This is a genomic window from Escherichia sp. E4930 (assembly GCF_005845405.1).
Lineage (GTDB): Bacteria > Pseudomonadota > Gammaproteobacteria > Enterobacterales > Enterobacteriaceae > Escherichia.
Genome location: NZ_VCDZ01000016.1, coordinates 18,801 through 44,677 on the forward strand (window position 1 = coordinate 18,801; position 25,877 = coordinate 44,677).

A 25,877-nucleotide genomic window follows, 5' to 3' on the forward strand; every position below is an offset into this window, starting at 1 on the left:
TAAAATAAAATCAGGCGGACTGGCCGCCTGAAGGTGTTATAAGCCTTTAATAAGCTTAGCAAGAGATGTTAATTTTTTCAGTAAGCTCTTACAGCTTGTTGTAAACACGGGCTAAACGGCCGTGGCCTATGACCGTCACCGGTGACTCGTTGGCGGCAATAAACGCTGATTCACCCGGTTTAAGCTGTAACTGCTGAGAACCTTTACACAGCGTTGCATCGCCCTCGACGCAGAACAAAATGGCGGCACTCTGCTGGCTGATGGTGGTTTCTTCATCGCTAAGGTCATGCAGCGAGAAGGCAAAATCATCCACCGGAATCGGGAAGTCCAGCTCTGAGCCTTGTTTCACCGGCTGGGTCAACAACTGGTTGGCCGGTTTGGCTGCAAACTTCACGTTGGCAACCAGCTCTGGAATATCAATGTATTTAGGCGTCAGACCCGCACGCAGCACGTTATCGGAGTTCGCCATCACTTCTAGTGCCACGCCTTGCAGGTAAGCGTGCGGTGTTTCAGCGAACAGGAACATCGCTTCGCCAGGATTCAATTTCACGACATTCAGCAACAGCGGGGAGAACAGACCGCTGTCATCCGGGTAAAATTCAGAAATTAAACGAATCGTTTGCCACGGTTCGCCCTGCTGACTGTCGAGCGCCGATTTCAAAATCGCCAGCGCGCGGGATTTCTCTTCACCCTGCATATTTAACAGGCTGGCAAACAGTTCGCTTAAACGTTCGGCATTGGGCTGCTGCAAAAAGTGAGCAATGGCCGGATGTGCGCCCGCGACGGGCTGAAGCAGGGAGACGATGTCGGAAAACTCACGAAACGCGTTCATCGCGAGGAAAGGGGTCAGGGCGAAAACCAGCTCAGGCTTGTGGTTAGGATCTTTATAGTTACGCTCGGCGGCATCCATCGGAATACCTGCGGCATTTTCTTTGGCAAAACCGATTTCAGAATTGCGTTTGTTTGGATGCACCTGAATGGAGAGTGGCTGGGCTGCGCATAATACTTTGAACAGGAAAGGCAACTCGCCAAAGCGTTTGGCAACGGCATCTCCCAAAAGAGTCGATTTATCACTCTCAATCACATCACGCAGTGAAACGATATCTCCTGCGGCATCGTACACACGTGAACTGCTCTTTGGATGCGCGCCCATCCATAACTCGGCCATCGGCTGGCTGGACGGATTTTCCATGCCATAAAGTTCAGTCAACGCCGTTTTGCTGCCCCAGGCATAGTTTTGCACTGAGTTAATGAGTTTTTGCATGATCAATCCCTGTTTAAATGTGGAAATTAATCCCGCTATTAAAGCAAGAATCCTACGGGAAGTAACCTGGAGCCGCAAAAAGTCGTACTAGTCTCAGTTTTTGTTAAAAAAGTGTGTAGGATAATGTAACTCGCTTTTAACAGGGCAATGGAACACTCGCCCAAAGCATAACCAAACCAGGCAGTAAGTGAGAGAACAATGTCAAACAAACCCTTTCATTATCAGGCTCCTTTCCCACTCAAAAAAGATGATACCGAGTACTACCTGCTGACCAGCGAACATGTCAGCGTATCTGAATTTGAAGGGCAGGAGATTTTGAAAGTTGCACCAGAAGCGTTAACTCTTCTGGCGCGTCAGGCGTTTCATGATGCGTCATTCATGCTGCGTCCGGCCCATCAACAGCAGGTAGCCGATATTTTGCGTGACCCGGAAGCCAGCGAAAACGACAAGTATGTGGCACTGCAATTCCTGCGAAACTCCGATATCGCCGCAAAAGGCGTTCTGCCAACCTGCCAGGACACCGGCACCGCGATCATCGTTGGTAAAAAAGGACAGCGTGTATGGACCGGTGGTGGCGACGAAGCGGCGCTGGCGCGCGGTGTCTATAACACTTACATCGAAGATAACCTGCGCTACTCGCAAAACGCGCCGCTGGATATGTATAAAGAGGTGAATACCGGCACCAACTTGCCAGCGCAGATCGATCTTTATGCCGTTGATGGCGACGAGTACAAATTTCTCTGTATCGCCAAAGGTGGTGGTTCGGCAAACAAGACGTATCTCTATCAGGAAACCAAAGCGTTACTGACGCCGGGGAAACTGAAAAATTACCTGGTTGAGAAAATGCGCACACTGGGTACGGCGGCGTGTCCTCCGTATCATATTGCGTTCGTTATTGGCGGAACTTCTGCGGAAACTAACCTTAAAACGGTGAAACTGGCTTCCGCTAAATACTATGACGAACTGCCAACGGAAGGGAACGAGCACGGTCAGGCGTTCCGCGATGTGGAACTGGAAAACGAATTGCTGATTGAAGCGCAAAATCTCGGGCTGGGCGCGCAGTTTGGCGGGAAATATTTCGCCCATGACATTCGCGTGATTCGCCTGCCACGCCACGGCGCATCCTGCCCGATTGGTATGGGCGTCTCCTGTTCTGCTGACCGTAATATCAAAGCGAAGATTAACCGTCAGGGGATCTGGATCGAAAAACTGGAACATAATCCTGGCAAATACATCCCTGAAGAACTGCGTAAAGCGGGAGAAGGCGAAGCGGTACGCGTTGACCTTAACCGTCCAATGAAAGAGATCCTCGCACAGTTGTCGCAGTATCCCGTTTCTACACGCTTATCGCTTAACGGCACGATTATCGTCGGTCGTGATATCGCTCATGCCAAACTGAAAGAGCGGATGGATAACGGTGAAGGGCTGCCACAGTACATTAAAGATCATCCAATTTACTACGCGGGTCCGGCCAAAACGCCGGAAGGTTATGCCTCCGGTTCTCTTGGCCCAACGACTGCCGGACGTATGGATTCTTACGTCGATCAACTGCAAGCGCAGGGCGGCAGCATGATCATGCTGGCGAAAGGCAACCGCAGCCAGCAGGTGACGGATGCCTGTAAAAAACATGGCGGTTTCTATCTCGGCAGTATCGGCGGGCCTGCGGCAGTGCTGGCGCAGGGGAGTATTAAGAGTCTGGAATGTGTTGAATATCCGGAACTGGGAATGGAAGCCATCTGGAAAATCGAAGTGGAAGATTTCCCGGCGTTTATCCTGGTGGATGATAAAGGAAATGACTTCTTCCAGCAGATACAACTCACGCAGTGTAGTCGCTGCGTGAAATAAGCAGAGCCGCCCTTCGAGGCGGCTTTTTTACATGGCACGAAATACCAAACATTTGTTATCAAATAGTAAATAATGAGTGAGCTAAAAGTTGCTTAACGTAAGCAAAGAAGAAAAAAATTAATCAGGTGAGGAGCAGGCCATGAAAACAGTACGCAGCGAAAAAGATTCGATGGGTGCGATCGATGTCCCGGCAGATAAGCTGTGGGGCGCACAAACTCAACGCTCGCTGGAGCATTTCCGCATTTCGACGGAGAAAATGCCAACCTCACTGATTCATGCGCTGGCGCTAACCAAGCGCGCAGCGGCAAAAGTTAATGAAGATTTAGGCTTGCTGTCTGAAGAGAAAGCGAGTGCCATTCGGCAGGCGGCGGATGAAGTACTGGCGGGGCTGCATGACGACGAATTCCCGCTGGCAATCTGGCAGACCGGCTCCGGCACGCAAAGTAACATGAACATGAACGAAGTGCTGGCTAACCGGGCCAGTGAATTACTCGGCGGTGTGCGCGGGATGGAACGTAAAGTTCACCCTAACGACGACGTGAACAAAAGCCAAAGTTCCAACGATGTCTTTCCGACGGCGATGCACGTTGCAGCGCTGCTGGCGCTGCGCAAGCAACTCATTCCGCAGCTTAAAACCCTGACACAGACGCTGAGTGAAAAATCGCGTGCATTTGCCGATATCGTCAAAATCGGTCGAACCCACTTGCAGGACGCCACGCCGCTGACCTTAGGGCAGGAGATTTCCGGCTGGGTAGCGATGCTGGAGCATAACCTCAAACATATCGAATACAGCCTGCCTCACGTAGCGGAACTGGCGCTGGGGGGGACCGCAGTAGGGACGGGGCTGAACACCCATCCGGAGTATGCCCGTCGCGTGGCGGACGAGCTTTCGGTCATTACCTGTGCGCCGTTTGTTACCGCACCGAACAAATTTGAAGCACTGGCGACCTGTGATGCGCTGGTTCAGGCGCACGGTGCGTTAAAAGGATTGGCGGCGTCACTGATGAAAATTGCCAATGACGTCCGCTGGCTGGCCTCTGGCCCGCGTTGCGGCATTGGCGAAATCTCCATCCCGGAAAACGAACCGGGCAGTTCAATCATGCCGGGAAAAGTGAACCCAACGCAGTGTGAAGCATTAACCATGCTTTGCTGCCAGGTGATGGGGAATGACGTGGCAATCAACATCGGCGGCGCTTCTGGTAACTTCGAACTGAACGTCTTCCGTCCGATGGTGATCCACAATTTCCTGCAATCGGTGCGCTTGCTGGCAGATGGTATGGAAAGTTTTAACAAACACTGCGCGGTGGGAATAGAGCCAAATCGCGAGCGTATCAACCAATTACTCAATGAATCGCTGATGCTGGTGACCGCGCTAAACACCCATATTGGCTATGACAAAGCTGCGGAGATCGCCAAAAAAGCGCATAAAGAAGGGCTGACCTTAAAAGCTGCCGCCCTTGCGCTGGGTTATCTTAGCGAAGCCGAGTTTGATAGCTGGGTACGACCAGAACAGATGGTCGGCAGTATGAAAGCAGGGCGTTAATCTGCAACATACAGGTGCAGCCGGGGAATGATCAAACGAAGCGGCTGCGCCTGGGGTTTAAAACGATGCTGAACATTGTCGGCATCGTAATTTAACAGCTCACCAACGTCTGGCATGCCTGCGCCATTATCCCGATTAATCAGCGCGATAAGCGGTGTCGGGCAGGCGTGCTGAACTTGTTTTTGATCCCCCTTGTACCAGACACGGGCAATTGGCTGAACCTTCACCGGACGTTTGATTTTTAACTTCGCGTCCTGTGGCAGGGCGGCAATATCCTGATACTCGCGTTCCAGTTTTCCCTGCCACTCCTCGCGCGTCCACGGTGCAACGCTACGTGGCGATTTCAGGCTCTTTTCCAACTGCGCCAGCACCTCATCACGATGCAAATTTTTAATGATATGTTTATTCGCCCAGCCAAAACGTAAAGTGGCGGGGTCGTGCAGAACGGTGAGCGTGCGATAAGCATTAAGGGTAATCAGCCCCGGCAAATGACGATGTACCCATTCAAAACGCGCTGCCGTAGGCAGTTCTGACTCAACCGTGACGATATGCTCGAAAGTGGTTTTAAGTTGGTTGATGCGCTGTATATGACTTGCCAGCGCCGTTTGTGAAAGGTTATCGACCTGATAGCACAACACGCCAGGCAAACGAACAGCCGCCTTGCTGCTGCGATTTTCGGACTGTTGTTGAATAAACAAATGGCGGAAATGGCGCAGTGCCAGCGCCTGCGCTTCTTTCCCGAGATGTTGCTTAACCTCAATGCGATTAAGCGGATTATGCTCATCCTCCTTTTTGACCTCCGGTAACGAGAACACGCGGGCAACCAGCAACTTGTGCTGTTCAAGTTCAGCGGCAAACGCTGCCAGTTCTTGTTCCATCTGGCGAAAAGTCGTATTGAGTCGGTCAACAAGATCGTAACGGGCCATAAAATTACCACTTTAGTTACAACATACTTTATTTATAGCACATTGACGACAACTTAACCACCGTGCGTTTGGTGTCAGGCAGAAGTGAATTGCGGGATGTTGTGCCACAGTGGCCAGCTGAACGAGAAGCGGGCGCCCCCCAGTTCGCTGGTGTCACAATTGACCGTACCGCCCATTGCCAGAGCGATGGAGTGGACAATCGCCAGCCCCAGCCCACAGCCGCCAGTTGCGCGGTCCCGGCTGGGATCGAGGCGAACAAAGGGTTCAAAGATATGCTCGCGATTTTCTGCCGCAATTCCCGGACCATCATCTTCAACAATCAATGTTGCTCTGTTTCCTGCCAGTAGCAGGCTGGTTTCAACGGTTGAATGGCAGTAGCGCAGGGCGTTGTTGAGTAAGTTATCCAGCACGCGCTCCATTAAGCGCATATCCAGTGCCGCGTAATTACCTGGCGTGATCGTTTTTATCCGTACCGTTTTGTCGGGGGTCACGGCCTGAATATCTTGCAGATGTGTTGACAGCCACAACGGCAGGTCTGGTTCGCTAAGATGCAGTTCATTTTGTGGGCGATCGAGCCGGGCATAAGTCAGCAGTTCTTCAATTAAGGCTTCCAGTTGACTGATATCGCGATTCAAGGCCTGGGACTCTATGGCGTTCAGGTTGTCGCTCATCTCCAGCCGATAACGCAGGCGCACTAATGGCGTTCGCAGTTCATGGGCAATGCCATCGATAAGCTGCTTTTTACTGGCAATCAACGCGTTGATATTGTCCGCCATCTGGTTAAACGCCACGCCAAGTCGTTCAAAGCTTGAACCATCATCAAAGTGAATACGTTCATTGAGATGCCCATCACCGAATCGTTGCGCTGCCGCTTCCAGTTTTAACATGTCTTTCCAGTGCGGACGCATCCAGATAAACACCGGAAAGGCGAGGGAGATGGCAATAAAGGCGATCAGCACGATATCCAGCAAACGCATTTGATGGAGGAAATAAAGATAAGGAACGGGACCCACGGCAAGCACGTAGTGGCTGCGCGGGATACGCTGTAAAAAAGTGTACTGATCATCCAGAGCAACAATCTCTCCGCCACGCAATCGGTGCATGGCGTTATTATCGAGATGATATTTACTCAGCGGCTCGACGCGCAGATCGAAAGAGAGATTTAAATCCATCTCCTTCAACGTTTTTCCCCAGTCGTGTGGAGGGATCTCGCGTAATTCGCTACGCATCAGATACAGCGAACTGTTCATCAAATCATCCAGCGACTGTTTGCCTGCACGTTCGGCGGTAAATTTGTACACCAGCCCAACCAGCAGAGACATCACCAGAAAGCAGACAAACAGCAAAAGATAAAACTGGATAAACAGTTTTTTCATCGCTTATTCCCACGCATGAGGCGCAAAAAGATAGCCTTTGTTACGCACGGTTTTAATACGATAAGGTTCTGCGGCGTTATCGAGCAGTTTTTTTCTTAACCGCGAAATAGCCACGTCCACGCTACGATCCAGTCCGTCATAACTGACGCCGCGTAAATTTTTCAGCAATGCATCGCGGTCCATGATTTGCCCGGCATGGGTAGCTAATTCCCACAATAATTCGAAATCAGCTGTCGAGAGTGAAATCTCATGGTTAGCAAGTGTCACTACGCGGTTGATGGGGTCGATAGTTAACGTACCGAAATGCAATGGTTTGTAAGGTGTCAGAGACGTTTCCTGAATACCTTTGGTCACTGTGGCTTGCTCATTCTGACGCAAATGCAAACGTAAACGCGCTAGCAAAACAGCGGGGGGCGTTGTTTTGAGAATATAGTCGCAGGCGCCCATTTCCAGCGCCAGAATGTGGTTCATATCGCTATCGAGAGAGGTCAGCAGAACAATCGGCCCGGACCACTTTGCGCGTAAATCGCGGCAGATGGACATTCCGTCTTTGCCAGGCAGCATGATATCGAGCAGCACCAGATCCGGATTTTCCCGCAAAATTGTCTCTTCGGCGTGGTCGCCGCGCGGTTCCACGGTAACCTGCATATCATGCTTTGCCAGGTACGCAGCAATCAGTGAACCGACTTCTGTGTCATCTTCCACAAATACGATAGTGTTCATATTATTCACGGCAGATATAAAAACGTCACAATACACCGCGCTGATTTTACTTACTATCAATCGTTTCTAAACAAGGTTGCATCGGGTATTCTACAGATAACTTGTTATGGAAGTGTTAAGGTTAAAAATGGGGCTGGTAATCAAAGCCGCGCTTGGTGCGCTGGTGGTGGTGTTGATTGGTGTATTAGCAAAAACGAAAAATTACTATATCGCCGGGCTGATCCCGCTTTTCCCGACTTTTGCGCTCATCGCGCATTATATTGTTGTCAGTGAACGCGGCATTGAAGCTTTGCGCGCCACAATCGTTTTCAGTATGTGGTCGATTATTCCCTATTTTGTTTATCTGGCGTCGTTGTGGTATTTCACCGGAATCATGCGCTTGCCCGCTGCTTTTGTGGGTTCTGTTGCGTGCTGGGGGTTAAGCGCATGGGTGCTAATTATTTGCTGGATGAAGCTGCATTAACGCAAATGACGGCCGCCATCAAGCGGGAAACTGCGTCCGGTTACAAAGCAACTGGTGAGTAAGTAATCGACAAGATCGATAACTTCTTTCTCACCAGGCGCGGTTTTCATCAGTGATTTATTCAGCGCCTGTTGGCGATATTCGGCATCATCATGCTCGTTAAACAGGATCAGCGATGGTGCAATAGAATTCACTTTCACTTCCGGTGCCAATTTGCGGGCAAACGAACGGGTCATATTATCCAGTGCCGCTTTGCTTGCAGCATAGGCAATATGTTTGTCGCTTCCGCGCTCCACCACATAATCGGTGAAGTGAATGATATCGCTGGCAGCGTGTCCGTGACCGCGCAGTAATCTTTCCAGCGCATGGTTGAGCAGGTAAGGGGTATTAACATGGATCTGCATCATGCAGGCCAGAACATCAGTCAGTGGCGTACCTGGTTTTTCTGCCATCCACGCACTGGCGTTATGCAAAATGGCACGCAGGCCGTGGGTGGTTTTTAACACTTCATCGGCAAACGCCATCACGCCGTCGTTCGTTGAAAAATCAGCCTGAATACACTGCGCACCCGCATTAATCAGTCCATCAATGGCAGGATAGTGCGTTCGATAGCTGACAATCACCGGTTGCTTTTGATGAATGAAATGCCAGGCGAGAGCGAGGCCGATACGACGGCCTCCGCCAGTGATTAATATTGGCAAGGGCTGGGTTTTCCCCATCGTTAATCTCCTTTGCAAGCATACGATGGGACGAACGTTATCCCACCAGCATCCAGGTTGCCGGAACTGCGGCAATTAACAGCATGCCAATCAGCACCATTTCCTGACGATTCAGTACATTATCATGTGTATGCGTTTTACGCGCGTACAGGAAAACCAGCAGCCCTGGCGCATACAGAACGACGGACAACAACAGGTGCATTGGGCCTGAAGCGTATAATAACCATAAGCCATAAATGCAGGCACCGACACCTACCGCTTTATGCAGCGGACGAGTAGCGATTTTCAACAAGAACGCGCCAACCAGGAAATAGGGCACCAGAATCATTTCTGAGGCGATGGTCAGCAACGTGTTGTAATCGGAACCAGTCAGCCAAATCAGCACCAGACATATTTGCACGCAGATGTTGGTCAGCCACAGCGAGGCAGACGGCGCTGCTTGTGCATTCTGGCGCGCAAAAATACGCGGGAATGCCTTATGGGTAGCTGCCAGGAAGGGGACTTCTGCCGCCATAATGGTCCAGCTTAAATACGCGCCACAAACAGAAACGATCAATCCGGCAGCGATGATAATCTCGCCCCACGGCCCCATCATTTTCACCATCAGACCGGCCATAGACGGGTTACGAATCTCAGCCAGTTCAGGACGAGCAACCACCCCCATCGAAAGCAGCGTGACTAATAAATAAACGCCCAGTGCAGAAAGCACCGCCAGAAGCGTTGCTTTGCCAACATCATGTTTATTCCGCGCCCGTGAAGAAACAACCACCGCACCTTCCACACCAATGAATACCCACAGTGTGATTAGCATGGTGTTTTTCACCTGTTCCCATACCGGCACGCCAAGCGCAAGGCCTGTAAAGTCGAGCTTGAAGGTGTCCAGTTTGAACATCATCATCGCCAGCACAATAAACAAACCAAGCGGCAATAATTTTGCCAGTGTCGCCACCAGGTTAATGCTGGCGGCGGTTTGTACGCCGCGCAGGATCAAAAAGTGAACAATCCACAACAATGCCGATGCACCGACGATCGATTGCCAGGTGTTACCATCGCCAAACAGGCGTAGTTCCGGCGTATCGGTGAAGAAACTTAATGCGGAAAAGACGATAACCAAATAAGAGACGTTGGCGATAACCGCACATAGCCAGTATCCCCATGCGGAGCAGAAGCCGATTAACTCGCCAAACCCTTCCCGTGCATAGGTAAAAATACCGCCGTCAAGGTCGGGACGAATGCGTGTCAGGATCAGCATGGCAAAGGCCAGCAATAAGATGCCAGCGCCAGTAATACCCCAGCCGATGAGCAGTGCTGCCGGGCTGGCAACCGCCGCCATATTTTGCGGCAGACTGAAAACACCCGCGCCCAGCATTGAGCTTAATACCAGCGCGGTGAGTGCGCTCAGTCCCAGTTTCTTTTCCATCGATATCCAGTGTTTAAAACGTGTTCAGAAGAATAAATATTAGGGCAAAACGCATAAAAATGGTGAATGCCACTAAAGCGCGGGATTTTACGAAGAGAAGTGGCGGCATGCAATGGTTGCGGGAAAATTTGTAGCTAAAAATCTGAAAGGCGGCATAAAGCCGCCTTAATGTGATACTGAATAGTTATTTATTTATACAGGTCTGCACTGATGGTCAGGTTGTTACCACGTTCCTGCCACTGGCGGGTAATGTGGTAATACTTAGCACCTTTCTTCGCGGCACGTTTAGCAACCTGGTAGGAGACTTCGGTCATGTTGCCGTAGTTACCCGAGAACTTAATGCTATCGAACGGAACCATCATTGCTGCGGTCGCTTTGTTTAATTCTTCTACTTTGGTGCCGTCAGGAAGCGTGACAGTGTAACGTCCGCCTTTTGAGGACTGAGTTTCAAAGAAACGACCAACTTCAGCACTTGGTGATGCAGTGGTGGCAACGCCCGGGATTTCAACTTTCTTCGCGGCTTCGCCACCTGCGGCCAGTGCCGCGCGACCAGCATCAGAATCCGCAGGGATCACATCCGGGCTCTGGACGATGCGTTTTTTAGCATCTTGTTTGTAGATGAACGCAGTAATACGCTGGTTGCCGCCCTGGTTGGCATCTATCTGGCGAACGATGTAGTAAGAGTAGGCACCTTTCGCTTTTGCTGCTTTGGTGATGGCATCGTTCACTTCCGGTTGGCTGCGGAAGAAGCCCTGGACGGTAACGGTGTCATACGGTTCGATCAAAACAGCCTGGTCTTTAGGCAGTTCAATAACGCCATTAAAAACGCGATTCTTATCAGCTTCTGCTTTTTCAGCATCGGCTTTATAAAGATCGGCAACTACACGCCAGTTACCGCTGTTACCGAAATCTGAAGTGTCGACAACATAAAAAGAGGCGGCGCCTTCTTTATCAGCGCGACGGGAAACGGCTTTAACCGCTTCGCCAATGGCATTAAAACGACCGGTAACCACTACACGGTCAAAAGGTTTAACCGCTGCCGCTTGCTCCGGTGTCAGTTCTGTTGCTGCGTTAACGGAAAATGCCGTAGCAGAAAGCAGTGCCGACGCCAGGAGGGTGTTCTTAAGCTTCATAAAAATAATCCTTCGCCTTGCGCAAACCAGGTACTGGTATTGTTATTAACGAGAAACGTGGCTGATTATTGCATTTAAAGTGTGTAACTGTCTGCGTGATTTTTTCATATCAGACTTCTTGATTTGATTTTAAATCTGATCGAATGAGCGTCCGTGCTTAAAAAATAGCCACAATAACAGAAGAATGACTGAACTGGCTGAATTGTATAAGTTAATTTAATGTTAACCGGTGGCTGGCGTCGGTGATATCTCATGTTTTACCTGATTATCAAAGACAATTATCGCCCATTATCCTGTGTTCTATGGTGTTTATCCCGCTATCAAGGCTGAATCGTTAATATTTTGCGAGTTCACGCCGAAATACTGATTTTTGACGCTAGATCACAGGCATTATTTTCAGTACGTTATAGGCGTTTGTTACTAATTTATTTTAACGGAGTAACATTTAGCTCGTACATGAGCGGCTTGTGTATCAAAAACACAGGCAAACCATCATCAATAAAACCGATGGAAGGGAATATCATGCGAATTGGCATACCAAGAGAACGGTTAACCAATGAAACCCGTGTTGCAGCAACGCCAAAAACAGTGGAGCAGTTGCTGAAACTAGGTTTTACCGTCGCGGTAGAGAGCGGCGCAGGTCAACTGGCTAGTTTTGACGATAAAGCGTTTGTGCAAGCGGGCGCCGAAATTGTAGAAGGGAATAACGTCTGGCAGTCAGAGATCATTCTGAAGGTCAATGCGCCGTTAGATGATGAAATTGCGTTACTCAATCCGGGAACCACGCTGGTGAGCTTCATCTGGCCCGCGCAGAATCCGGAGTTAATGCAAAAACTCGCGGAGCGTAACGTGACGGTGATGGCGATGGACTCTGTACCACGCATTTCTCGCGCGCAATCGCTTGATGCGTTAAGTTCGATGGCGAATATCGCCGGCTATCGCGCCATTGTTGAAGCGGCGCATGAATTTGGGCGTTTCTTTACCGGGCAAATCACCGCAGCAGGTAAAGTGCCGCCAGCAAAAGTGATGGTGATTGGTGCGGGTGTTGCTGGTCTGGCCGCCATTGGCGCAGCTAACAGCCTCGGCGCAATTGTGCGTGCATTCGATACCCGCCCGGAAGTGAAAGAACAAGTTCAAAGTATGGGCGCGGAGTTCCTCGAGCTGGATTTTAAAGAGGAAGCAGGTAGCGGCGATGGTTACGCCAAAGTGATGTCGGAAGCGTTCATCAAAGCAGAAATGGAACTCTTTGCCGCCCAGGCAAAAGAGGTCGATATCATTGTGACCACTGCGCTTATTCCAGGCAAACCAGCACCGAAACTGATTACCCGTGAAATGGTTGATTCTATGAAGTCGGGTAGTGTGATTGTCGACCTGGCATCCCAAAACGGTGGTAACTGTGAATACACCGTGCCGGGTGAAATCTTCACCACGGAGAATGGCGTCAAAGTGATTGGCTACACCGATCTTCCTGGTCGCCTGCCGACGCAATCCTCACAGCTTTACGGCACCAACCTTGTCAATCTGCTGAAACTGTTGTGCAAAGAGAAAGACGGCAATATCACGGTTGATTTTGATGATGTGGTGATTCGCGGCGTGACCGTGATCCGTTCTGGCGAAATTACCTGGCCGGCGCCGCCGATTCAGGTTTCAGTCCAACCGCAGGCAGCACAGAAAGCGGCACCTGATGTTAAAACCGAAGAAAAATGTGCCTGCTCACCGTGGCGTAAATATGCGCTGATGGCGCTGGCAATCATCCTTTTCGGCTGGTTGGCAAGCGTAGCACCGAAAGAATTCCTCGGGCACTTTACCGTTTTCGCGCTGGCCTGCGTGGTAGGTTATTACGTGGTGTGGAATGTCTCCCACGCGTTGCATACGCCGCTGATGTCGGTTACTAACGCGATTTCAGGGATTATTGTTGTCGGAGCTCTATTGCAGATTGGCCAGGGCGGCTGGGTTAGCTTCCTTAGTTTTATCGCGGTGCTTATCGCCAGCATTAATATTTTCGGTGGCTTTACCGTGACTCAGCGCATGCTGAAAATGTTTCGCAAAAACTAAGGGGTAACATATGTCTGGAGGATTAGTTACAGCTGCATACATTGTTGCCGCGATCCTGTTTATCTTCAGTCTGGCCGGGCTTTCTAAACATGAAACGTCTCGCCGTGGTAACAACTTCGGTATCGCCGGGATGGCGATTGCGTTAATTGCAACCATCTTCGGGCCGGATACTGGCAATGTTGGCTGGATCCTGGTTGCGATGGTCATTGGTGGCGCGATTGGTATCCGTCTGGCGAAGAAAGTCGAAATGACTGAAATGCCGGAACTGGTGGCGATCCTGCATAGCTTCGTGGGGCTGGCGGCGGTGCTGGTTGGCTTTAACAGCTATCTGCATCATGACGCGGGAATGGCACCGATTCTGGCCAATATTCACCTGACGGAAGTGTTCCTTGGCATCTTTATTGGTGCGGTAACCTTTACCGGTTCGGTTGTGGCGTTCGGTAAGCTGTGCGGAAAGATTTCGTCTAAACCGTTGATGCTGCCAAACCGCCATAAAATGAACCTGGCTGCATTGGTCGTTTCCTTCCTGCTGTTGATGGTGTTTGTTCGTACCGATAGTGTTGGCTTGCAGGTGCTGGCATTACTGATAATGACCGCTATAGCGCTGGTCTTCGGTTGGCATTTGGTGGCTTCCATCGGTGGTGCAGATATGCCAGTGGTGGTATCGATGCTGAACTCCTACTCCGGTTGGGCGGCGGCAGCGGCGGGCTTTATGCTCAGTAATGACCTGCTGATTGTGACCGGTGCGCTGGTCGGTTCGTCGGGCGCGATTCTTTCTTACATTATGTGTAAGGCGATGAACCGTTCCTTTATCAGCGTCATTGCGGGCGGTTTCGGCACTGATGGTTCCTCTACCGGCGATGATCAGGAAGTGGGCGAGCACCGCGAAATCACTGCGGAAGAGACGGCAGAATTGCTGAAAAATTCGCACTCGGTGATCATCACCCCTGGCTACGGTATGGCGGTCGCGCAGGCACAATATCCGGTGGCAGAAATCACCGAGAAATTGCGTGCCCGTGGTATCAATGTGCGTTTCGGGATTCACCCGGTTGCGGGCCGTTTGCCTGGGCATATGAACGTGTTGCTGGCGGAAGCGAAAGTACCGTATGACATCGTGCTGGAAATGGACGAAATCAACGATGACTTCGCTGATACCGATACCGTACTGGTGATTGGTGCCAACGATACGGTTAACCCGGCGGCACAGGACGATCCGAAGAGCCCGATTGCTGGCATGCCTGTTTTGGAAGTGTGGAAAGCGCAGAACGTGATTGTCTTTAAACGCTCGATGAACACCGGCTATGCTGGCGTGCAAAACCCGCTGTTCTTCAAGGAGAACACCCACATGCTGTTTGGTGACGCCAAAGCCAGCGTGGATGCAATCCTGAAATCACTGTAACCCTGACGGCCTCTACGGAGGCCGTCACTCTTTATTGAGATCGCTTAACAGAACGGCGATGCTTTGGCCTCCCGCCGTTTGCTCAAGTGCAATTTTGACAATAATCGTCAACGGCACAGAAAGCAGCATTCCCACGGGGCCTAACAACCATCCCCAAAAAATTAATGACAAAAAAACCACCAGTGTGGAAAGTCCTAACCCGCGGCCCATAATGCGTGGCTCCAGAATATTGCCGAAGACCAAATTAATCAGCAGATATCCCGCCAGTACAAGTAACGCCTCGTAGAAACCATTAAACACCAGTACCTGAGCGATAGGGGGAATCGCTGCCAGAACTGAACCAATATTGGGTATGTAATTAAGCGCAAAGGCCAGCAATCCCCAGACAAAAGCAAAGCGAACATCCAGTGCAGCGAGCATCGCCCAGGCGACCAGTCCGGTGATGATGCTGATAGCGGTTTTTAGTACCAGGTAATGCGACACACTGTCAATCGCGCGCTGAATTGCCGCCATCCCTTCAACTGGACGCGCCATCATTTGCTGGAGTTTACCGGGCAGTTGCGGCACTTCGAGCAGCATAAACAACACCGTCAGCAACAATAAAAATATTGACGACATGGCATTAGATAACTGAGTCAGTAAGTTGGTGAGCAACGTCATTGCCGAGTTCGGATCAATGTAATGCGCCAGTTGGTCAACTGAGACATCAATCCCCACGCGCTGTAATAAAGGTTCCAGAGCCTGCAGGGGTTTTATGATTGAGCTGCGATACTGTGGCAAAGTGCGGGTCAGTTCATTGAGTGTTGAACCGAGATAGGCCAGCATTAACACCATCGCCATCACGATAATGGTCATCAAAATTGACACCGCCAGTACGCGCGGCACTCGCCAGCGAACCATGCGTTGTACCAGCGGGTTAAGAATTACCGCGATAAATAGAGAGAGGATAAAGGGGACGATGATATCGGCGGCAAACCGGATACCGCACAGAATAATGACCAGCATTCCCAGCATAATGACGATTTTTAAGCCATTGAGCGTGATGATCGGCTTTGCCATGTTTATCCTCGTTTTTTCTTCCTTCGCTAATAATATTTTCTTTTTTGCTGCGGCATTATAACGAAAATCAAACCACTCAGGTAAAGAAGTGAAAATGTTTTGAGTTAATTCTTAAGCTATGATACAAATCAGACGTGTTCAACTACCGAGGACAATTATCATCCGCGATGACGAGAAGCAACACTGCGGATAATTGTAATTTTATGGACAATTTGTTCAGGACGTTATTTTCTACATTTACCCATCTTCGTACCTCATCCACTATCTTGCTCGCAGGTGAGCAGCACTGGCGCAACGCGCTTTAGTCCTTTCTTCTGCCAAAGCTTGCGCTATGCGCTGGGCTTGACCACTTTACTTTCGCTGAATTAAGCGAATATTAAAATAATTCTCTTGCAGGAGAAGGGTAATGTATTTTTATTGGATTTTATTAGGTCTGGCTATCGCCACAGAAATTACCGGCACGTTATCTATGAAATGGGCTAGCGTCAGTGATGGAAACAGCGGGTTTATTTTAATGCTGGTGATGATTTCTCTGTCATATATACTTCTCTCTTTCGCCGTTAAAAAAATCGCGTTAGGGGTAGCCTATGCGCTGTGGGAAGGTATCGGTATTTTATTTATTACGCTGTTTAGCGTTCTGTTATTTGATGAAAGTTTATCGCTGATGAAAATTGTCGGGTTAACAACTCTGGTTGCCGGGATTGTATTGATCAAATCGGGTACACGTAAAGTGCGTAAATCTACGCTGGAGCAGAATCATGGCTCAGTTTGAATGGATTCACGCCGCCTGGTTGGCACTGGCGATAGTGCTGGAAATTATTGCTAACGTCTTTTTGAAATTTTCTGATGGCTTTCGCCGTAAAGTCTATGGCTTGCTGTCGCTGGCGGCGGTACTTGCTGCTTTTAGTGCACTATCCCAGGCAGTGAAAGGGATCGACTTGTCAGTGGCGTATGCGCTGTGGGGTGGGTTTGGTATTGTCGCCACATTAGCAGCCGGTTGGGTCCTGTTTGGTCAGCGGTTAAACCGCAAAGGCTGGGTTGGTCTGGTCCTGTTGTTAGCCGGAATGATCATGGTGAAACTCGCCTGATGTTTATGCTGCCCGTATTTTCGGGCAGCATTTAAACGCTATTGCCGGGATAACTCTTCCAGTTTGTCGCGAAAGCCGGTAACAGAGATAGCCCGGTTATCAGCCCGCCAGCGATCCTTAGCCGCAGGCGCCGAACTTTGCACGCCAATCAACTGCCAGCCGTCATCAGTATGCAGCATTAGCGGCGAACCGCTGTCACCCGGCAGGGTATCGCACTGATGCGACATCACCGACGTTTGCGCCCAGCCAGTCACTTCGCAATTTTTATGACTGTACAACGTATCCAGGTGATCCTCGGGATAGCCTGCCTGGGTCACTTTACGACCTGCCGTTTTTAATGCGGCGGTGAGTGCTGCTTTGTCTCCCTCGAAAAGTGGTAAGGGTGTAATGCCAGAAGGCGGATTGCGCAGCACAATCAAACCAAAATCCCACGGCGCGGCAGCAGGCGGGACAATCCAGCCATCTCCATTAGCCTTTAACCGTTTACCTAATGTCGGATCAACGCGGCCTTCAATGTTGTGGATCTCATAGCGCCATAGCCCCTTATTCGACACAAAACGCAGCGCAATTGCTTTGTCTGGTTTGCCTTTTGGCGGCGTTAATAAACAGTGACCCGCCGTTAATGCGAGATTGGGCGCAATCAGGGTGGCCGTGCAGAGATTTCCACTGGCAGTCTCCAGTTGCCCAACCGCATCCCACGGAGATTGGGTCGTGTTAATTACTGGCACTCGATCATCATGACCAAAAAAAAGGGTGCTGACTTCATCATTAGCCGATTCAGGACTGTCAGGTTTATCTGCAAATACCAATGCAGATGTCAAACTAATTGCACCCAGTACTACAGCAATGGTTGTACGCATATCACACTCTGGTGGGTAATTATGATTATTAAAAGCAAACCCTCATAAATACTATAGCTGGGACGGGATTAAAGTGGGAGTCAAATCAGATAACTACGATCAGAAAAGATAAAAGCGAGTGGCAATCAATGCACATAAAATAAGGATGATAAGAATGAACTCAAAGCGATAACGGCCCACCATAGTACCCTCCGCTTAAGGCGGCGCTAAACGTTATCCGTCTAGCGCCGTAATTTTCAGGCGCGAGGGGGCGCGCCATTATTGCTGCTGAAAACTTAAGCTGCTGGTTGGGCAGCTGGTTTTGCAGGTTGCTGATGGCTGTGTTTCTTGGTGTGTTTTTTCGCGGCTTGTGCTTTTTGTTCCGGAGCTTTCTGTTCGGTTTTCGCTTTTTTATGATGCTTTTTAGCCGCCTGCGCTTTTTGGGCAGGTGCTGCTTTATGCTGTTTTTTATGATGCATGGTTTTTGCAGGTGCAGCTTTGGTGGCAGTAGTTGCAGGGGCAGGTGTGGTCGCAGTCTCTGCGGCAAAAGCGGCAGAAGAGAGACTCATCGCAGCGGCAACAACCAGAGCTAATACTTTTTTCATTGTCATACCCTCAATTTGGTTTTTTTATGCAACCCCACTACGGGGCCGATGTAATGACTATATCTCGGGTAATGAGAGGCTTCCGTGAGTGGTTGGTTTCGGCATGTAACGATATGTACAAAGTAAATTGGTAAATAATAACGCGATGCGACTTAAGGTAAATTCCCTACTAATATCAGTAGTCTTGATCGAGTTTACTATTTCTCTACTCCCAAAACGGTAGAATTACTTTGCATCATCAATAAATGACACACAGTAAATGAATCCGCTAATTTGGGTATTTATTATCCTGATGACATTAGATGCGCTGCGGGAATTGGCTGGCGCTTCGTCTATTTTAGGATGGTTATTAACGTTGAGTTGAGCAGACAATAAGCCCGGGTGGGTATTTTACTTAGCCCGGGCTTATTTTTTCAGGCGTGCAATCGATAGTGCAAACGTGTACCCACTATAATCGCGACCACCAGCATCGACGCAATAAAAGCGCCAACGCCGTTCCAGCCGTAGTTATGCCAGAAGACCCCACCTAATGTTCCGGCAATACTTGAACCCACGTAGTAACTGAACAGATACAGCGAGGAAGCCTGGCCTTTGGCGCGTTTAGCACGGGGGCCAATCCAGCTGCTGGCGACCGAGTGAGCAGCAAAGAATCCGGCGGAGAAGAGCAACATCCCGGCAAAAATCAGCCATATCGAACTGAACAATGTCATTAACAAGCCAACAAGCATGACACCTGTCGAAGACAGCATCACCGGACCGCGTCCGAAGCGGGTGGTCATGGTTCCGGCTTTTGGTGAACTCCAGGTACCGGTCAAATAGGCCAGCGATAATAAACCCACCACCGCCTGGCTGACATGCCACGGGGAAAGCATCAAGCGATAGCCAATATAATTAAACTGGGTGACGAATGAGCCCATCAGCAAAAAACCTTCTGCGAATAATAAAGGCAATCCCTGGTCGCGCCAGTGCAGACGGAAGTTGATGAACAATGTTTTAGGGCGCAGTGAGGAGGGGCGGAAATGGCGAGATTCTGGAAGAATTTTCCAGAACATTAACGCCGAGGCCAGTGCGAAACAGCCAATCGCTGCCAGTGCAATTCGCCAGCTGAAGAAATCGGTGAAAACACCGCTAATTAAGCGTCCGCTCATGCCGCCAATCGAGTTACCGCTGATGTACAACCCCATCGAAAAGGCGACAAAACTCGGGTGGATCTCTTCGCTAAGGTAGGTCATGCCCACCGCAGCCACGCCGCTTAATGAAAGGCCAATCAAGGCGCGCATCACCAAAATGCCGTGCCAGCTGGTCATCATCGTCGAAAGTAACGTGCAGATGGAGGCCAATAACAGCGCCGTAACCATCACTGGCTTGCGACCAATGGCATCGGAAAGCGGGCCAGTAAACAGCAATCCGATAGCCAACATTGCCGTTGAAATGGACAGTGAAATACTACTGTTTGCGGGTGTTAAGCCAAACTCCTGCGAAAGAACCGGAAGGATAGGTTGCACACAATAGAGAAGTGCGAAGGTTGCCAGTCCGGCAGAAAAAAGCGCCAGGGTCACGCGCATAAATTGCGGCGTACCGCGTTTGATGAACAGGTTTGGCTGGGAAACGTTTTGCTTGTCAGTGGCGCTTGCCGGAGCACCATCAACAGTTGTGGTACGACTCACTTGAAATCCTTACTAAATATGCGCGTTGTGTTAGCTCTGGAATAGAGTAGGAAAATCGAATTGTTATGTCTAATATATTAATAGTCTCAAATAATATGTATGAAATATGAATATTGAATTGCGTCACCTACGTTACTTCATCGCTGTTGCAGAAGAATTGCATTTTGGTCGAGCTGCTGCGCGCCTGAATATTTCTCAACCGCCACTAAGCCAACAGATTCAGGCGTTGGAGCAACAAATTGGCGCGCGCCTGCTGGCCAGGACCAATCGAAGCGTTGCGCTCACCGCTGCAGGCAAGCAATTTCTTGCCGATAGTCGTCAAATTCTTTCTCTGGTAGACGATGCCGCAGCGCGGGCAGAACGACTGCATCAGGGGGAGGCGGGAGAATTACGCATTGGTTTTACCTCATCGGCGCCATTCATTCGCGCAGTGTCAGATACCTTATCGTTATTTCGCCGCGAATTTCCTGATGTCCATTTGCAGACGCGCGAGATGAATACCCGCGAGCAAATTGCGCCCCTTATCGAAGGAACGCTCGATATGGGACTGTTACGCAATACTTTGCTGCCGGAGACGTTGAACCATGCGGTAATTGTGCATGAACCGCTTATGGCGATGATTCCGCACGATCATCCGTTAGCCGGTAAATCTGTAGTTACGTTGGCGGAACTGGCAAAAGAGCCGTTTGTTTTCTTTGATCCTCACGTCGGGACAGGGCTTTATGATGACATTCTTGGCCTGATGCGACGCTACAATCTTACACCGGTTATTACCCAGGAAGTGGGCGAGGCGATGACCATCATTGGCCTTGTGTCTGCCGGTTTGGGCGTTTCGATTTTGCCCGCCTCATTTAAGCGTGTTCAGCTTAATGAAATGCGTTGGATACCTATTGCTGAAGAAGATGCGGTTTCTGAAATGTGGTTGGTCTGGCCGACGCATCATGAACAAAGTCCGGCAGCGCGAAACTTTCGTATTCAGCTGCTGAATGCTCTCAGGTGAGGTAAAATTCAGCTAAAAAACCCGAAAAGTGTGCTGTTAATCACATGGCTAAGTAAAAATTTGACGGCACGCATTGAAGTGTTTCACCATAGCCTACAGATTATTTCGGAGCGCGAAAATATAGGGAGTATAAGGTGGTTGCAGAAAACCAGCCTGGACATATTGATCAAATAAAGCAGACCAACGCGGGTGCTGTTTATCGCCTGATTGATCAGCTTGGTCCCATTTCGCGAATCGACCTTTCCCGCATGGCGCAACTGGCTCCCGCCAGTATCACCAAAATTGTCCGCGAAATGCTAGAAGCGCACCTGGTGCAAGAGTTAGAAATTAAAGAAGGGGGAAACCGTGGCCGCCCTGCGGTGGGGTTGGTGGTGGAAACAGAAGCCTGGCATTATCTTTCTCTGCGCATCAGTCGTGGTTTAATTTTTCTTGCCCTGCGTGATTTAAGCAGCAAGCTGGTGGTGGAAGAGACACTGGAGCTGGCGCTTCAGGATGAATTGCCTTTGCTGGAACGTATCATTGCGCATATTGATCAGTTTTTTATCCGTCATCAGAAAAAACTCGAACGCCTGACATCCATCGCCATTACTTTGCCGGGAATTATTGATACGGAAAATGGTATTGTGCACCGGATGCCGTTTTACGAGGATGTGAAAGAGATGCCGCTCGGCGAAGCGCTGGAGCAGCACACAGGTGTACCGGTTTACATTCAGCATGATATTAGTGCATGGACGATGGCCGAGGCATTATTTGGAGCCTCTCGCGGGGCGCGCGATGTGATTCAGGTGGTAATTGATCACAATGTTGGCGCGGGCGTGATTACCGACGGTCACTTGTTACATGCCGGAAGCAGTAGCCTTGTAGAAATTGGTCATACCCAGGTGGATCCGTATGGTAAACGCTGTTATTGCGGTAACCACGGTTGTCTGGAAACCATCGCCAGTGTGGACAGCATCCTCGAACTGGCGCAATTACGCCTTAATCAGTCAATGAGTTCGATGTTGCACGGGCAGCCTTTGAGCGTGGATTCATTATGCCATGCGGCGTTGCAGGGTGACTTGCTGGCAAAGGATATTATCACTGGCGTAGGCGCGCATGTTGGGCGCATTCTGGCCATCATGGTGAATTTATTTAACCCACAAAAAATACTGATTGGCTCGCCGTTAAGCAAAGCGGCAAATATTCTGTTCCCTGTGATTTCTGACAGCATCCGCCAGCAGGCGCTTCCAGCATACAGCCAGCATATTAGCGTTGAGAGCACTCAGTTCACCAATCAGGGGACAATGGCAGGGGCCGCGCTGGTAAAAGATGCGCTATATAATGGATCTTTGCTGATTCGTCTGTTGCAGGGTTAACATTTTTTAACTGTTCTACCAAAATTTGCGCTATCTCAAATTGAGTGCAGAAAGCATAACTTAGACTTTCCACGTTGAATTATTTTCCTGGCTTATATTAGTGAAGCATAACGGTGGAGTTAGTGATGCTGAAGCGTTTCTTTATAACAGGTACAGACACTTCTGTAGGGAAAACGGTGGTTTCCCGCGCATTGCTACAAGCGTTAGCCTCCCAGGGAAAAACGGTTGCGGGATACAAACCCGTAGCGAAGGGGAGCAAAGAGACACCTGAGGGGCTGCGTAATAAAGATGCCCTGGTGTTGCAGAGTGTTTCATCAATTGAACTGCCTTATGAAGCAGTCAATCCCATTGCGTTAAGCGAAGAAGAAAGTAGCGTGGCGCACAGTTGTCCAATCAATTACACGCTCATTTCAAATGGTCTGGCTAACCTGACCGACAAAGTTGATCATGTTGTCGTTGAGGGGACTGGCGGATGGCGCAGCCTGATGAATGATCTGCGTCCGCTCTCTGAATGGGTGGTCCAGGAGCAGCTACCGGTGTTGATGGTGGTGGGCATTCAGGAAGGCTGTATTAACCATGCGCTTCTGACCGCACAAGCGATTGCGAACGACGGTCTGCCGCTCATTGGCTGGGTGGCTAATCGTATTAACCCTGGGTTAGCGCATTATGCTGAAATCATTGATGTGCTGGGTAAAAAACTCCCGGCACCGCTCATTGGTGAACTGCCTTATCTGCCCCGAGCTGAACAGCGAGAACTGGGTCAATACATCCGCTTAGCCATGCTGCGTAGTGTGCTGTCGGTAGATAGAGTCAGGGTGTAAGGTCCGCGACATTACCGACGCGATCACGCAGGCAATCAATAAACCGGGGAGTAGCTGATACTCCCCGGTCATTTCACATATCATCAATGTTGACATAATTGGCGCATGCGTGGTCGCAGCCAGCAGTGTTGCCATCCCTGTTAGTCCGAGTAAAAGCGTCATTTCTTCGCCGCCTGGAAGCCATAACCCCAGGCTACGTCCATACAGCATGCCAATTGCAAGCCCGATAAATAGCGTTGGCGTAAACACGCCGCCAGGCGCGCCGGAACCGCTACTGGCCAGCACGGCAAAAAGTTTGCAGATGAAGATCGCAGCAATGACCGTAAACAGTGGTGGGGTGGTTAAAAAGGATTGCACCGTACTATAACCATTGCCCCATACGGCAGGCGTGAGCAGGGAAAGCAGGCCGACGATCAACCCCCCTAACGCCAACTGCCAGGGCGGCGTCAGTTTTAGGTGAACAAAACCTTGATGACTGGCGCTCATCATTTTCAACAGTAATGGTCCGCAAAGACCAGCCAGCACGCCGGTACTGATAATTAGCGCATAGTCCTGCACATGCAGCATCACCTCGAGCTGAACGCTGTAGAGCAATGCATCGCTGTGATTAATAAGATTGCTGACAAGCAATGCCACCACGGCTGAAATCACCACTGGGCCAAGAGAGGCCAGCATCATGGTGCCAAACAGCACTTCGGCAATAAATAAACTCCCGGCAAGCGGTGCGCGATAGGCTGCAGCCATGCCTGCCGCAGCACCGCAGGCAATCCATAATTTCCACTCTTCACGCGGCGTAAAACGTTGGGCAAACCAGCATGCAGCAAGAGCCGCCAGCAGAATCATCGCGCCTTCACGGCCAATTGCGCTACCGCTGGTCACCACCAGCAGAGAGGCAAGTGATTTTACCAGGCTTGCTGCGTAATCGAACTGCCCCTCGCTCTGCAACGCTTCCATATAATCGGTCGGCGCATGGGGTCGTTGCTGCGTAACTCTCTGCCAGCCCATGAGCAATAAACCTGCCGCCAGACCGCCGAGCGCAGGAGTTAACAAGCGTCGCCACGGAGAAAGGTTTGTCGCAGCATTGACCAGACTCCCGGAATCATTGCTCAGGAACAACCACTCCAGCAACAGCATGGCATGACGGAATCCGGCAACGGCAAACGCCGCGAGAATACCGATTATCGTTGCGATAAGCAGACGACGAAACAGGGTGCGCAGATCCGGGTAAAGGTGTAGATGATGCATGAGTAAAAATGGCAATTTAAACACGGGCATCTATTTTGCGGGAAAAGACGTCAGGCGCAAAAGCTGTACGTGCTTTAAGTGGGGAAATGGTGTGACACTGTAACTTATTTAATATGGGATGGCGCGCTAATGTCGCCATCCGGTAATGCTACGGGAACCTTAACGAAAAAGTGGCTTAACTGCGACGGGAATCAGCAATTGTGACTGCCACTCAGCCAGCGTTAAGCGAGCCAGTTCACCAAGCGAGCGGTAAAAAGGGTGTTCTGCTTTTTCGATAAACACCTCGAGAAAGCGCGTCGACCACGGTAAAAGATGCCACGCCAGCAACTCTTCGCACTCAGTCTGACGACCGTTCTCCGCCAGCCAGGCCGCCATCAGTAGCAAGGAACCAAAATGATCTTCAGGTTCGTTTTGCTTCATCTCAAACTGAATGCCTTTTTCGCGCATCCATTGACGAAGTGCCAACGTTGAATCGCCAAACAGTACCGATTCACGATCCAACCAGACCGATCCCCACGGCGGGGACGGCAACGCCCACGGGCCAACGAATAAACGCTGCCAGGCCTGCGTACGCGACTCTTCACTCTGTTGCTGAAAAGCCGTTACCAGCGGTACTAAAGACATTTGCGGTAGAGGCCACTGAGTTTCCCAGCCATCGTTGGTCATTGCAGAAACCAGAGGCGCGGCTTCCTCGCTTTCTGGGGCGTAATAAAACAGCGCCCCCAGCACACGCGCCGCGACAGAAAAATTATCTTGTTGTGAAAAATGCGTCATTCCTATCATCCTGAAACGTGCGGCTTACTCCGCACCAAGTTGTTAACCTGCGACGGCCATTCCGACAGTCATATGCAGGCCATAAAATCGCGCTCGCCCGATCATCTCACCGCCCGGTTTGAGAGTTAACCCTAACACAAGCACGTTGCAGAATGTAGACCTGATAAGACGCGCCAGCGTCCATCATACTTTTTACTGCGGTTCGGCAGGTGCACCATCCTGAGTCGGTTGTGCAGGGGCAGAATTGTTACCGCTGGTGGTGCGGTTATAGAGAATTTTATGCGTATCATTGGCACAATGGCCAACCACCCTGGTGTCAGGCTGATCGACCTGATCATTCGGCACAATACTTAAAGTAAAGCTACTTTCTGGCACACCGTTATTGATAATACGCTGTGAAATATCGCTCTTTATCCGTTCACAAGAATCTGGCGCGGCCAGCACGGCGGGTGAGGCAATTGTGAGCAGTAGAGCGGCGCAATAAGTTGAGATTTTCATCATTGGCTCCTTAAATGAATATTACTCACTAAGCATAGCATTTCACGTGTAAAGTACTGT

25 protein-coding genes and 1 pseudogene are annotated in these 25,877 nt (G+C 50.2%); 10 read left to right on the forward strand and 16 right to left on the reverse strand.

Going from position 1 to position 25,877, the window contains the following annotated elements; translation table 11 throughout:
* Positions 1 to 88 precede the first annotated feature (88 nt).
* Positions 89 to 1,264: a mannose-6-phosphate isomerase gene (manA, locus tag FFT88_RS17510; protein ID WP_135405874.1), complete on the reverse strand. Its 1,176-nt coding sequence runs from the start codon at positions 1,262 to 1,264 to the stop codon at positions 89 to 91.
* A gap of 198 nt (positions 1,265 to 1,462) precedes the next feature.
* On the opposite strand from manA, the gene fumB reads away from it, so the two are divergent.
* Positions 1,463 to 3,109 carry a class I fumarate hydratase gene (gene fumB, locus FFT88_RS17515; RefSeq protein WP_130209333.1) on the forward strand — a complete coding sequence of 549 codons (1,647 nt, stop codon included), beginning with the start codon at positions 1,463 to 1,465 and terminating at the stop codon, positions 3,107 to 3,109.
* 139 nt (positions 3,110 to 3,248) lie between these two features.
* The gene (gene fumC, locus FFT88_RS17520; protein ID WP_135405875.1) at positions 3,249 to 4,652 is read left to right on the forward strand and encodes a class II fumarate hydratase; all 1,404 of its coding nucleotides are present in this window, start codon (positions 3,249 to 3,251) and stop codon (positions 4,650 to 4,652) included.
* On the opposite strand, the gene tus is transcribed toward fumC, so the two are convergent.
* The 3 genes from tus to rstA all read right to left on the reverse strand — a co-directional run bounded on the left by tus (position 4,649) and on the right by rstA (position 7,677).
* Positions 4,649 to 5,578 (reverse strand): DNA replication terminus site-binding protein, encoded by a 930-nt coding sequence (gene tus, locus FFT88_RS17525; protein ID WP_130219049.1) that lies wholly within the window; start codon positions 5,576 to 5,578, stop codon positions 4,649 to 4,651. The two genes, fumC and tus, sit on opposite strands and share 4 nt — an antisense overlap.
* 74 nt (positions 5,579 to 5,652) lie before the next feature.
* Positions 5,653 to 6,954, reverse strand: coding sequence for a two-component system sensor histidine kinase RstB (gene rstB, locus FFT88_RS17530; protein ID WP_130260602.1), 1,302 nt, complete (start codon positions 6,952 to 6,954; stop codon positions 5,653 to 5,655).
* Positions 6,955 to 6,957: 3 nt separating this feature from the next.
* Entirely contained in the window at positions 6,958 to 7,677 is a 720-nt protein-coding gene (rstA, locus tag FFT88_RS17535; protein WP_135405876.1) for a two-component system response regulator RstA, read from the reverse strand.
* A gap of 127 nt (positions 7,678 to 7,804) precedes the next feature.
* On the opposite strand from rstA, the gene FFT88_RS17540 reads away from it, so the two are divergent.
* Positions 7,805 to 8,140, forward strand: a complete 336-nt coding sequence (locus tag FFT88_RS17540; protein WP_130209323.1) for a GlpM family protein — start codon at positions 7,805 to 7,807, stop codon at positions 8,138 to 8,140.
* Here FFT88_RS17540 and folM read toward each other — a convergent pair.
* The 3 genes from folM to ydgH form a co-directional block, all read right to left on the reverse strand.
* Positions 8,137 to 8,859: a dihydromonapterin reductase gene (gene folM, locus FFT88_RS17545; protein ID WP_135405877.1), complete on the reverse strand. Its 723-nt coding sequence runs from the start codon at positions 8,857 to 8,859 to the stop codon at positions 8,137 to 8,139. The genes FFT88_RS17540 and folM overlap by 4 nt on opposite strands.
* Before the next feature lie 37 nt (positions 8,860 to 8,896).
* Positions 8,897 to 10,279, reverse strand: coding sequence for an amino acid permease (locus FFT88_RS17550; RefSeq protein WP_135405878.1), 1,383 nt, complete (start codon positions 10,277 to 10,279; stop codon positions 8,897 to 8,899).
* A gap of 188 nt (positions 10,280 to 10,467) precedes the next feature.
* Positions 10,468 to 11,412: a DUF1471 family protein YdgH gene (gene ydgH / locus FFT88_RS17555; protein ID WP_130209317.1), complete on the reverse strand. Its 945-nt coding sequence runs from the start codon at positions 11,410 to 11,412 to the stop codon at positions 10,468 to 10,470.
* Between the two features lie 522 nt (positions 11,413 to 11,934).
* Between ydgH and pntA the strand changes: the two genes are divergently transcribed.
* On the forward strand, positions 11,935 to 13,467 hold the full coding sequence (gene pntA, locus FFT88_RS17560; RefSeq protein ID WP_135385941.1) for a Re/Si-specific NAD(P)(+) transhydrogenase subunit alpha: 1,533 nt from the start codon (positions 11,935 to 11,937) through the stop codon (positions 13,465 to 13,467).
* Between the two features lie 10 nt (positions 13,468 to 13,477).
* Complete coding sequence (gene pntB / locus FFT88_RS17565) at positions 13,478 to 14,866, forward strand: Re/Si-specific NAD(P)(+) transhydrogenase subunit beta (protein ID WP_135405879.1); 1,389 nt, start codon at positions 13,478 to 13,480, stop codon at positions 14,864 to 14,866.
* 24 nt (positions 14,867 to 14,890) lie between these two features.
* Here pntB and tqsA read toward each other — a convergent pair whose 3' ends face one another.
* Positions 14,891 to 15,925: an AI-2 transporter TqsA gene (gene tqsA, locus FFT88_RS17570; RefSeq protein ID WP_135385943.1), complete on the reverse strand. Its 1,035-nt coding sequence runs from the start codon at positions 15,923 to 15,925 to the stop codon at positions 14,891 to 14,893.
* 406 nt (positions 15,926 to 16,331) lie between these two features.
* On the opposite strand from tqsA, the gene mdtJ reads away from it, so the two are divergent.
* Both mdtJ and mdtI read left to right on the forward strand, forming a co-directional pair.
* Entirely contained in the window at positions 16,332 to 16,697 is a 366-nt protein-coding gene (mdtJ, locus tag FFT88_RS17580) for a multidrug/spermidine efflux SMR transporter subunit MdtJ (RefSeq protein WP_130209307.1), read from the forward strand.
* On the forward strand, positions 16,684 to 17,013 hold the full coding sequence (mdtI, locus tag FFT88_RS17585; RefSeq protein ID WP_130219061.1) for a multidrug/spermidine efflux SMR transporter subunit MdtI: 330 nt from the start codon (positions 16,684 to 16,686) through the stop codon (positions 17,011 to 17,013). The genes mdtJ and mdtI overlap by 14 nt, the downstream gene beginning before the upstream one ends.
* Before the next feature lie 38 nt (positions 17,014 to 17,051).
* On the opposite strand, the gene FFT88_RS17590 is transcribed toward mdtI, so the two are convergent.
* The 4 genes from FFT88_RS17590 to FFT88_RS17605 all read right to left on the reverse strand — a co-directional run bounded on the left by FFT88_RS17590 (position 17,052) and on the right by FFT88_RS17605 (position 20,124).
* On the reverse strand, positions 17,052 to 17,873 hold the full coding sequence (locus FFT88_RS17590) for a serine protease (protein ID WP_130209303.1): 822 nt from the start codon (positions 17,871 to 17,873) through the stop codon (positions 17,052 to 17,054).
* Positions 17,874 to 17,972: 99 nt separating this feature from the next.
* Complete coding sequence (locus FFT88_RS17595) at positions 17,973 to 18,056, reverse strand: hypothetical protein (protein ID WP_000233091.1); 84 nt, start codon at positions 18,054 to 18,056, stop codon at positions 17,973 to 17,975.
* 92 nt (positions 18,057 to 18,148) lie between these two features.
* Positions 18,149 to 18,457, reverse strand: a complete 309-nt coding sequence (asr, locus tag FFT88_RS17600; RefSeq protein WP_214678558.1) for an acid resistance repetitive basic protein Asr — start codon at positions 18,455 to 18,457, stop codon at positions 18,149 to 18,151.
* Between the two features lie 413 nt (positions 18,458 to 18,870).
* Positions 18,871 to 20,124 carry an MFS transporter gene (locus tag FFT88_RS17605; RefSeq protein ID WP_135405880.1) on the reverse strand — a complete coding sequence of 418 codons (1,254 nt, stop codon included), beginning with the start codon at positions 20,122 to 20,124 and terminating at the stop codon, positions 18,871 to 18,873.
* 106 nt (positions 20,125 to 20,230) lie between these two features.
* Here FFT88_RS17605 and FFT88_RS17610 point away from each other — a divergent pair, with 106 nt between their 5' ends.
* The 3 genes from FFT88_RS17610 to bioD all read left to right on the forward strand — a co-directional run bounded on the left by FFT88_RS17610 (position 20,231) and on the right by bioD (position 23,300).
* Positions 20,231 to 21,124, forward strand: a complete 894-nt coding sequence (locus FFT88_RS17610; RefSeq protein WP_130209297.1) for a LysR family transcriptional regulator — start codon at positions 20,231 to 20,233, stop codon at positions 21,122 to 21,124.
* 134 nt (positions 21,125 to 21,258) lie between these two features.
* Positions 21,259 to 22,479: a sugar metabolism global transcriptional regulator Mlc gene (mlc, locus tag FFT88_RS17615; RefSeq protein WP_130219069.1), complete on the forward strand. Its 1,221-nt coding sequence runs from the start codon at positions 21,259 to 21,261 to the stop codon at positions 22,477 to 22,479.
* A 125-nt stretch (positions 22,480 to 22,604) separates the two neighbouring features.
* Positions 22,605 to 23,300 (forward strand): dethiobiotin synthase, encoded by a 696-nt coding sequence (bioD, locus tag FFT88_RS17620; RefSeq protein WP_130209293.1) that lies wholly within the window; start codon positions 22,605 to 22,607, stop codon positions 23,298 to 23,300.
* On the opposite strand, the gene clcB is transcribed toward bioD, so the two are convergent.
* From clcB to FFT88_RS17640, 4 genes and pseudogenes are all read right to left on the reverse strand, one after another.
* Positions 23,253 to 24,545 carry a voltage-gated ClC-type chloride channel ClcB gene (gene clcB, locus FFT88_RS17625; RefSeq protein ID WP_135405925.1) on the reverse strand — a complete coding sequence of 431 codons (1,293 nt, stop codon included), beginning with the start codon at positions 24,543 to 24,545 and terminating at the stop codon, positions 23,253 to 23,255. The two genes, bioD and clcB, sit on opposite strands and share 48 nt — an antisense overlap.
* Positions 24,546 to 24,704: 159 nt before the next feature.
* On the reverse strand, positions 24,705 to 25,319 hold the full coding sequence (gene dmsD, locus FFT88_RS17630) for a Tat proofreading chaperone DmsD (RefSeq protein WP_135405881.1): 615 nt from the start codon (positions 25,317 to 25,319) through the stop codon (positions 24,705 to 24,707).
* A 42-nt stretch (positions 25,320 to 25,361) separates the two neighbouring features.
* Positions 25,362 to 25,460: pseudogene (locus FFT88_RS17635) on the reverse strand (dimethylsulfoxide reductase); the annotation flags it as partial.
* A 51-nt stretch (positions 25,461 to 25,511) separates the two neighbouring features.
* Positions 25,512 to 25,817 carry a DUF1161 domain-containing protein gene (locus FFT88_RS17640; protein WP_135405926.1) on the reverse strand — a complete coding sequence of 102 codons (306 nt, stop codon included), beginning with the start codon at positions 25,815 to 25,817 and terminating at the stop codon, positions 25,512 to 25,514.
* Positions 25,818 to 25,877: the final 60 nt, after the last annotated feature.

Coding starts and splice junctions, on each gene's coding strand:
- mdtI (WP_130219061.1), top strand. CDS start 16,684: ATGGCTCAGTTTGAATGGATTCACGCCGCCTGGTTGGCACTGGCGATA.
- folM (WP_135405877.1), bottom strand. CDS start 8,859: ATGGGGAAAACCCAGCCCTTGCCAATATTAATCACTGGCGGAGGCCGT.
- pntB (WP_135405879.1), top strand. CDS start 13,478: ATGTCTGGAGGATTAGTTACAGCTGCATACATTGTTGCCGCGATCCTG.
- rstB (WP_130260602.1), bottom strand. CDS start 6,954: ATGAAAAAACTGTTTATCCAGTTTTATCTTTTGCTGTTTGTCTGCTTT.
- ydgH (WP_130209317.1), bottom strand. CDS start 11,412: ATGAAGCTTAAGAACACCCTCCTGGCGTCGGCACTGCTTTCTGCTACG.
- tqsA (WP_135385943.1), bottom strand. CDS start 15,925: ATGGCAAAGCCGATCATCACGCTCAATGGCTTAAAAATCGTCATTATG.
- fumC (WP_135405875.1), top strand. CDS start 3,249: ATGAAAACAGTACGCAGCGAAAAAGATTCGATGGGTGCGATCGATGTC.
- manA (WP_135405874.1), bottom strand. CDS start 1,264: ATGCAAAAACTCATTAACTCAGTGCAAAACTATGCCTGGGGCAGCAAA.
- dmsD (WP_135405881.1), bottom strand. CDS start 25,319: ATGACGCATTTTTCACAACAAGATAATTTTTCTGTCGCGGCGCGTGTG.
- bioD (WP_130209293.1), top strand. CDS start 22,605: ATGCTGAAGCGTTTCTTTATAACAGGTACAGACACTTCTGTAGGGAAA.
- rstA (WP_135405876.1), bottom strand. CDS start 7,677: ATGAACACTATCGTATTTGTGGAAGATGACACAGAAGTCGGTTCACTG.
- FFT88_RS17550 (WP_135405878.1), bottom strand. CDS start 10,279: ATGGAAAAGAAACTGGGACTGAGCGCACTCACCGCGCTGGTATTAAGC.
- tus (WP_130219049.1), bottom strand. CDS start 5,578: ATGGCCCGTTACGATCTTGTTGACCGACTCAATACGACTTTTCGCCAG.
- FFT88_RS17640 (WP_135405926.1), bottom strand. CDS start 25,817: ATGAAAATCTCAACTTATTGCGCCGCTCTACTGCTCACAATTGCCTCA.
- FFT88_RS17540 (WP_130209323.1), top strand. CDS start 7,805: ATGGGGCTGGTAATCAAAGCCGCGCTTGGTGCGCTGGTGGTGGTGTTG.
- clcB (WP_135405925.1), bottom strand. CDS start 24,545: ATGCATCATCTACACCTTTACCCGGATCTGCGCACCCTGTTTCGTCGT.
- fumB (WP_130209333.1), top strand. CDS start 1,463: ATGTCAAACAAACCCTTTCATTATCAGGCTCCTTTCCCACTCAAAAAA.
- FFT88_RS17595 (WP_000233091.1), bottom strand. CDS start 18,056: ATGGTGGGCCGTTATCGCTTTGAGTTCATTCTTATCATCCTTATTTTA.
- mdtJ (WP_130209307.1), top strand. CDS start 16,332: ATGTATTTTTATTGGATTTTATTAGGTCTGGCTATCGCCACAGAAATT.
- FFT88_RS17590 (WP_130209303.1), bottom strand. CDS start 17,873: ATGCGTACAACCATTGCTGTAGTACTGGGTGCAATTAGTTTGACATCT.
- asr (WP_214678558.1), bottom strand. CDS start 18,457: ATGAAAAAAGTATTAGCTCTGGTTGTTGCCGCTGCGATGAGTCTCTCT.
- FFT88_RS17610 (WP_130209297.1), top strand. CDS start 20,231: ATGAATATTGAATTGCGTCACCTACGTTACTTCATCGCTGTTGCAGAA.
- pntA (WP_135385941.1), top strand. CDS start 11,935: ATGCGAATTGGCATACCAAGAGAACGGTTAACCAATGAAACCCGTGTT.